Raw genomic sequence first — 525 nt, forward strand, 5'->3', positions numbered from 1 at the left:
GCAACTGCTGAATTTGTTGCTCTAGCCCGGTGGGGTCAAACGGTGCTGGTATTGGGAGCAGTGCTGAAACCTGCTCTTGCAGTTGGGCGGTGCTTTGGCACAACTGCTGAATTTGTTGCTCTAGCCCGTTGGAGTCAAACAGTGCTGGTATTTGCGGCACTGCTGAAACCTGCTCTTGCAGTTGGGCGGTGCTTTGGCTTAACTCTTCTATTTGCTGTAGCTCCGAGCGCTGGTTAAATGCCTGTGCCAATGAGCTCATAGAAGCTTGCAACTGCTGAATTTGTTGCTCTAGCCCGGTGGGGTCAAACGGTGCTGGTATTGGGAGCAGTGCTGAAACCTGCTCTTGCAGTTGGGCGGTGCTTTGGCACAACTGCTGAATTTGTTGCTCTAGCCCGTTGGAGTCAAACAGTGCTGGTATTTGCGGCACTGCTGAAACCTGCTCTTGCAGTTGGGCGGTGCTTTGGCTTAACTCTTCTATTTGCTGTAGCTCCGAGCGCTGGTTAAATGCCTGTGCCAATGAGCTCA

1 protein-coding gene is annotated in these 525 nt (G+C 52.4%); it reads right to left on the reverse strand.

Going from position 1 to position 525, the window contains the following annotated elements; translation table 11 throughout:
- On the reverse strand, nt 1-525 hold a 525-nt coding region (locus ACM0OZ_RS49205), incomplete at both ends, for a hypothetical protein (protein ID WP_414590215.1).

This window comes from Scytonema sp. PCC 10023 (assembly GCF_963920835.1).
GTDB lineage: Bacteria > Cyanobacteriota > Cyanobacteriia > Cyanobacteriales > Nostocaceae > Kalymmatonema.